The sequence below is a fragment of the Edaphobacter aggregans DSM 19364 genome (assembly GCF_000745965.1).
In the GTDB taxonomy this organism is placed as follows: domain Bacteria; phylum Acidobacteriota; class Terriglobia; order Terriglobales; family Acidobacteriaceae; genus Edaphobacter; species Edaphobacter aggregans.
In genome coordinates this window covers 76,253-83,094 of the sequence record NZ_JQKI01000027.1, presented here as the reverse complement: position 1 = coordinate 83,094, position 6,842 = coordinate 76,253, and the positions used below count along the sequence as shown (strand labels likewise).

5 protein-coding genes and 1 pseudogene are annotated in these 6,842 nt (G+C 59.0%); 5 read left to right on the top strand and 1 reads right to left on the bottom strand.

Annotated features, from left to right (window positions below; translation table 11 throughout):
• From Q363_RS38095 to Q363_RS13580, 5 genes and pseudogenes are all read left to right on the top strand, one after another.
• Positions 1–206, top strand: a pseudogene (locus Q363_RS38095) (transposase); the annotation flags it as partial.
• A gap of 168 nt (positions 207–374) precedes the next feature.
• Complete coding sequence (locus Q363_RS13595) at positions 375–1,049, top strand: gluzincin family metallopeptidase (protein ID WP_051978743.1); 675 nt, start codon at positions 375–377, stop codon at positions 1,047–1,049.
• 70 nt (positions 1,050–1,119) lie between these two features.
• Entirely contained in the window at positions 1,120–1,563 is a 444-nt protein-coding gene (locus Q363_RS36070) for a hypothetical protein (protein ID WP_051978742.1), read from the top strand.
• A gap of 29 nt (positions 1,564–1,592) precedes the next feature.
• A complete protein-coding gene (locus tag Q363_RS13585) occupies positions 1,593–2,570 on the top strand; it encodes an MBL fold metallo-hydrolase (protein ID WP_035350960.1) in 978 nt (325 codons plus the stop codon).
• 75 nt (positions 2,571–2,645) lie between these two features.
• Complete coding sequence (locus Q363_RS13580; RefSeq protein WP_035350959.1) at positions 2,646–3,116, top strand: hypothetical protein; 471 nt, start codon at positions 2,646–2,648, stop codon at positions 3,114–3,116.
• 169 nt (positions 3,117–3,285) lie between these two features.
• On the opposite strand, the gene Q363_RS13575 is transcribed toward Q363_RS13580, so the two are convergent.
• Complete coding sequence (locus Q363_RS13575; RefSeq protein ID WP_035350958.1) at positions 3,286–6,771, bottom strand: TonB-dependent receptor; 3,486 nt, start codon at positions 6,769–6,771, stop codon at positions 3,286–3,288.
• Positions 6,772–6,842 lie beyond the last annotated feature (71 nt).

Here is a 6,842-nt window from a genome sequence, read left to right as displayed (position 1 = left end):
CGCCTACCTCGACGAGGTGCTCTGCCCGCAGTTGCGTCCCGGAGACGTTGTGATCATGGATAATCTCAGCTCGCACAAGGTAGCCGGGGTGCGAGAACGGCTTCAAGAGCGTGGTGCCGACGTGCTGTACCTGCCGCCTTACTCGCCCGACCTCAACCCCATCGAGAAAGCCTGGGCTAAACTCAAACAACTCCTTCGCGCCACCAAAGCACGCGACCCCAAAGAGCTCGACCAGGCCATCACAGAAGCCTTGCCCAGGATCAACGCCCACAACGCCACAGCATGGTTCAGACTCTGCAATTACAGGGTGCAGCTACCTTGAATCCGCTCTAGATGGGCTGCATCCCTACTACCAGGAGCAGACCAATCCCGACATGGCCGCCTTTCACGAGGCCTTCGCCGATATCGTCGCGCTCTTTCAGCACTTTTCCATCCCTGAGGCGCTCCGCTTCACGATCGCCAGCACGCGCGGCAATCTCCGCATTGAAAACCTGCTCGCCGACTTGGCACAGCAGTTCGGACAAGCATCGAGCGGATCGCGTGCCTTACGCAGCGGGCTTGGCAAGGAGCCATCCCCCAAAGACTATGACAAGTCGACCGAACCGCATGCCCGGGGAGCTGTTCTGCTGGCCGCGATCTTCGAAGCATTTCTAAACTTGTACGAGACGCGTTCGACAGACCTGAAACGCCTGGCCACTGGTGGTACCGGCGTGTTGCAGCCTGGCGACATTCCGAACGACCTGGTGACGCGGCTTTCCGTAGAAGCAGCGGCCACCGCGTCGCGTGTGCTGACAGCATGCATCCGAGCGCTGGACTACTGCCCTCCGGTCGACCTGACCTTCGGCACTACCTCCGAGCTCTCATCACGGCGGATCTGGACCTGGAACCTGAGGCCGGCATCAACGCACGGGTCGCGTTCATCGCGGCGTTCCGTCGGCGAGGCATCTATCCCAGCGGCGTACGCAGCATCTCCGCGGAGAGCCTGCGCTGGCAGCCCCCAAACTTTACCTTCGACACCGGGGATCTGCGCAAGATGCTTAAGACAATGAATCTGAGCTGGAACCTGGCAACGAACCGCCAGCGATCGTACGAGGCCTCAGAGGAAAACGGGGCCACGCTGTGGGAGTTCGTACAGAAGATGCCGAAGGATCAGGCATCGCCCTTGGCCGGGACCTCGGCGTCTATCTTGTCCGAACACCGGATATGCCCGATCAGATTCCTGTTTCAAACGGAGTTCCCAAGGTTGAGATCCATTCGGTACGGCCGGCGAGACGTATCGCCAGCAACGGTCAGCAGACTACAGACCTTGTGATCGAAATGGTGCAGCGCTACGTGGAGACCGATCCAGTCACGAAGGAGCACACAACCTATCGCGGCGGCTGCACCGTGCTTATCGATCTGGAGCAGGAGCGTATCCGCTATGCAATTCGTAGACGTGTCGACAATGTAAACCGGATCGCACAGATGAAGGCATTTATGGCGTCGGGGTCCGATGGCAGCTCCCCGTATTTTCTCGCCGACGCTTACAACGAGCCGTTCGCCATGCTCCACCGCGGCTTCTGAGCGCCACATCTTCGCCGGAGGAAAATCGAATGACCACCAGAAGAGCAGCAAAGAAGGTCACCCCCGTAACAGGAACCACCAGCACAGCGACGTCGAACGGCGGGCACCAGGCTTCGACCGCAGGACCGCCGATTCGCATTCGTATGTACCGTCAAGGCCTCGGCGACTGCTTCCTCATCACACTCCCCGGGGCAAATGGTCCGTTCTACATGGTGATCGATTGCGGCGTCGTTCTGGGCACCGATGCGGCAGGCGTCCAAAAACTAAGAGACGCAGTCGCTGATATCTCGACCGTAACCGATAACAAGATCGATCTACTCGTCGTCACCCATGAACACTACGATCACGTCTCCGGCTTCACGCAAGCGCAAGACCTCATCAAAGACAACTGGAAGGTAGCCCAGGTGTGGACGGCCTGGACCGAAGATCCGAAGGATGCGCTTGCCAACAAGCTGCGCGCGGAGCGAAAAAAGGCGGAAGATGCCCTGCGCCTCGCAGTGAACCGTCTCAGAGAGGTCAATGCGGCGAATCAGGCCGATCGCGTCGCGAGCCTCCTCGGTTTCTTCGGTGCGACCTCAGGTGCGACCCCCGACGCGTTTGCCTTTGCCAAGAAACTTGCTAGCGAGAATCTTCGGTTCTGCCAGCCGGGCGAGCCGCCCATCACGTTACCCGAACTGCCGAAGTTCCGCTTCTACGTACTTGGACCGCCGAAGGATGAGAAGCTGCTGCGCAAATCAGATCCCGGCAAGGACGAGGCCTATGGACTCGACGACAGCTCATCCGCATCGAACGCGATGTTCCTCAATGCGCTTAGCCGGGATCCCTCGACAGATGACGTCACTCTCGCCCCGTTCGAAAGCCGCTTTCAGATACCACTGAACCGCGCACAACGCATCGAGTTCTTCGATCATCATTACTTCCGCGAGTTGCAGGATGGAAGCCTGACGGAACACAAATCCGCAAAGAAGGTCCATGATCAGTCATGGCGCCGCATCGATGGCGCATGACTGGACGCCTCCGAGACGCTGGCGCTGGCGCTCGATTCTGCGACGAACAATACCAGCCTCGTTCTTGCAATTGAGATGGTCGATACGGGAGAGATCCTGCTCTTTCCCGGCGACGCACAGGCGGGCAACTGGCTGAGTTGGCAGGATCTGAAGTGGACCGAGGAAGACGCGAAGGAGATGGAAGTCGTCACGACTGGGCCGGACTTGCTGGCACGCACCATCTTCTACAAGGTGGGCCATCACGGCAGCCACAACGCAACCCTGAGCCACAAGGGCCTGGAACAGATGACGAAGGATGGACTGGTCGCGATGATCCCAGTGGATCACGCGATGGCGCTAAAGAAGCGCTGGGGCAAGATGCCGTTGCCCGAGCTGGTGGACCATCTGAACGATCGAGCGCACGGACGCGTTCTTCGCATCGATGATGCGGCTACAACCGCAGAACAACTGCGAGACGCCTGTCCGCCGAGTAGCTCCGCCGAGGATTGGAACGTTTTTACCGATCGCATCTCCGTCACCGACCTCTATTTCGAGCTATCGATCTGACGCCGGTCGTGTCGTCATGATTTGTTCCGCCGACGCGGCTACGTGCTGCAGTGCGAACGGTGAGTTGATATCGGAAATAATATCTCTTTGAGAGAGAAGAGATCCCGCAGCCGATTGCCGCGGGATCTCCAGGATTTCCAAATGAGCGCAGACTCCAGATCCATGCCGCCTAGAACGCATACCGCAGGCTGAACTGGAACTGCCTCTCCGAAGCGTAGGTCGTGCCTTTGTTGGTCACCTTTCCAAATGTGCCGCTGGTTGGGCTCACATCCGGATTGTCCCAGTTGGGGTGGTTGACGTAGTTGAAAGCCTCGGCCTTGAAGATCAGCTGATGGTTCTCATGGCCCGGGATGATGTGAAAGCCCTTCTGCAGCGCTGCATTGAAGCTGCTGAAGCCAGGACCGTAGACGCTGTTGCGAGTGCCCCGAGGGGCAAAGGTGCCGGCAGGTGCGGGCTGAAAAACGCACGTTGCTGGCACCGTACTGCAGGTTGAACCGATTTCAAAATACTGGCCCGAGGAACCGAACTGGTGCGGCAGGTTTGGTGTGCGGGTTTTGATGTAATACTGGTTGCCCGAACCTGGCCCCACTCCAGCCTGGTCAAGGTTCCGGGAGATACCATTGCTGGGTGGCCGGCCGGACTGCGCCTGGATGGTTCCGGAGAACTGCCAGTCGCCGAGCGTCGTACGCACGAAGCGGTTGGTAGCGTTGGTTGCAAAGGGGAGATTCCAGACGTAGTTCATCACCAGCACGTGGCGGGTGTCGAAGTCGCTGGGCCCGTACATGACGCTGTTGTCGAAGGCGTTGACGATATTGGTGCCGTTCGACGAACCGTAGTCGAGGCTCTTGGACCAGGTGTAGGCGGCGCCGAAGAGGATGCCCTTCGTCAGGCGCCGCTTCAGATTGGCCTGCATGGCGTGATAGAACGACCCGCCGGTGTTCTGGGCCTCGATGATGGTCGAGAAGCCCTTATAGGGACGAAGAGCATCCGGGTTAATGTTGGCCCGGATGCCCCCGGGCTGGAGCTGGTTGATGTTCGCCAGCTGCTCGAGATGGTAGCCGCGGCGGCCGACGTAGCTCAGTGTAAAGGTTGCGACATCGGCGAACTCGTGCTCCACCGTCATGTTCCATGACCAGGCCTCGGGGCTGGGATAGGTAAAGGCGTGGGAGGTGAAGGCCAGCGGCAACGCATTCTGTCCGAGACCGCCGGGATTGTCTACGCCGCCGCGCGTCACCGTAGATGCCGGTTGGAAAGGAGCATTGCCGCCGACGTGCACCGCGTCGCTGATGCCGAGACGCTGGATGTAGCGGCCGACTCCGGCACGGAAGACCGTTCCCGGATTGACCTGATACGCGAAGCCCAGACGTGGTTGAATGTTGCTCCAAACGGTCGGCGAATATCCGCTGTCGTAGCCACGAAAGAGGCGCTGAAAGTTGCCGTTCAGGATGCTGTCCGGCACATGTCCCTTGGCAGCGCTGGGGAAGCCCGAGCCGGGAATGACCACGCCGTTATATTGGTCTCCACCCGTGAGGAAGCCGTTGGTGGGGTCGACGGTAGGAGCAAGGGACGGGTTGTAATCCTTCGGACTGAAGAATGCCTGGTTCCCCCAGAGCGAATGGTACGGCATCATGATGCTGTAGCGGACGCCGTACTCGAGCACTAACTTTGAGTTGACGCGCCACTGGTCCTGGCCAAACATCTCGTACATGTTGCCTCGGAAGGGCGTGTAAGAGCGCTGACCGATCTCGCCATAGGTGTCGAAGAGACCCAGAGCAACGTTGGCGATAGCAGCCCTCGTGTTGGCATAGGTAGCTGGCGCGTTGCTGGGGCCGCCGCGAAGATCGGTAAAGGTAAACAAGCCGTTCTGGTTGTTGGTCGTACCAGGCCGTGTGTTGTCGACACTGATCTGGTCGTAGTTGTTCTCGCCGGCATACTCCCACAGTCCACCGAATTTGAGTGTGTGATTGCCCCACACCTTCGTGAGCGTATCGCCGACGTCGTAGACCATGCCGCCGGAGCGCGACGGATACGGGCCGCCGTCGAGCGTGCCAAAACTTCCGATCTGGATCGTCGGAATCTTGTTGGGGACCACCTTGGTGGCAGAGCCGAACAGGTACGGGTAGTTGATGCCGTACTTGGTGCGGTCATAAAGGCCCGACGATGTGTCGATGTTGATATCGACGTGGTCGGCCGCGGCCGAGACAAACGCATCGTTGACTATGGTTGGGCTGACAGTCCAGGTGTAATGGAAGACACCGATCTGGTTCGGCCGGTGGAAGATGCGCGGGTTGGTGTTGAAGTTGCCGAAGTGAGGCTCGTAGTCGTCGTAGTTGTAGTTCAGCAAGCTGAAGCGGAAGTGATGGGCGTCGGCCGGGATAAAGTCGACGACGACCGAGTCCTTGCGCTGCTTCTCGGTATAGAGCGCCGTGTCGGTCCAGTTGCTGGAAGGATTGCCGCTGAGGTTGGGTAGCGGGTACGCATTGAGCAGGCCGATACCGTTGGGGCTGAGTGCGACGCCGCATTTTCCGCCGCTGAAGTCGTTGTTGAGGCAATTCTGATTCGTGTTGGGGTTCACAAGCTGTACGGCGCGGCCATAGAAAATATTATTTGGCACCAGCAGCTCACTGAAGTTGCCCTGCCGCATAAGGGCCGTCGGCACTTTCAGGGTAGCGCTTGACGTGTCGTCGTGGTTGTACTTCACCCACTCCTGCCCAACCAGGAAAAAGAGCTTGTTACGGTTGGCATTGAAGTGGCCAGGGATGTAGACCGGTCCGTTCAGGTTCCAGCCAAACTGGTTATAACGGAAGGCCCCACGCCCGAGGCCGGCATTGTTGCGCTGCCAGGTGTTGGCGTTGAGCACGTTGTTGCGGAAGTACTCGAAGGCGCTACCGTGAAAGTCGCTCGATCCGCTCTTGGGAACCAGACGGATGAGACCGCCCGAGGTACGTCCGTACTCGGCAGCATAGTTTGAGCTCAGCACCTGGATCTGCGAGGTGGAGTCCACATCGGCCACGCCCGTGCTTGTGCCATTCGAGCGCGTGCGCACCATAGGCGCGCCGTCAAACGTCTGCATGCTCTCCTGGCTGCGCGCTCCGTTCACGTTGAGCGGGTTATCCAGACCGAAGCCAAGCGCCGCCATGGAGTTGTTGCGCACCACACCGGGCTCCATTTGCGCAAGGTAGAGCGGATTACGCCCGTTCAGCTGAATGGTCTTCACCTGCTCCTGCGTGATCAGCTGTCCTACCGATCCGCTCTCCGTCTGCACGGTGATGGCGCCCGCCTCTACCGTGATCGATGTCGCGGTGTCGCCGACCTTCATCGAGATATCGACGTGCCGCCCGATGTTGGGATCGATCTGTAGGCCGCTGAACGAAGTAGTCTGAAAACCCGCTGCCTCGGCTCGCAGGTCATATGTGCCTGGCGCCAGATTGGTGATGGTGAAGGTGCCATTCTCATTGGTGGTCGCGCGCACCTCGGAGCGAGTGGCTTTGTTCTGTACTGTGATATTCGCCTTCGGCACCATGGCGCCCGAGGAATCGGTTACCGTGCCGTTCAGAGAAGACGTGTCTACTTGGGCGAGCGCGAACTGTGTCGCAAACGTCGCGCACAGAAGCAGTACCGCTAGAGCGATGGGGAAGGATATTGGCCTTTTCAAGTTCTGCCTCCAGAGTTATAAAACCTGTTGCTAAAGCTTCCCTCTAGTTACCGCTTACGAAGGGCTTTTTC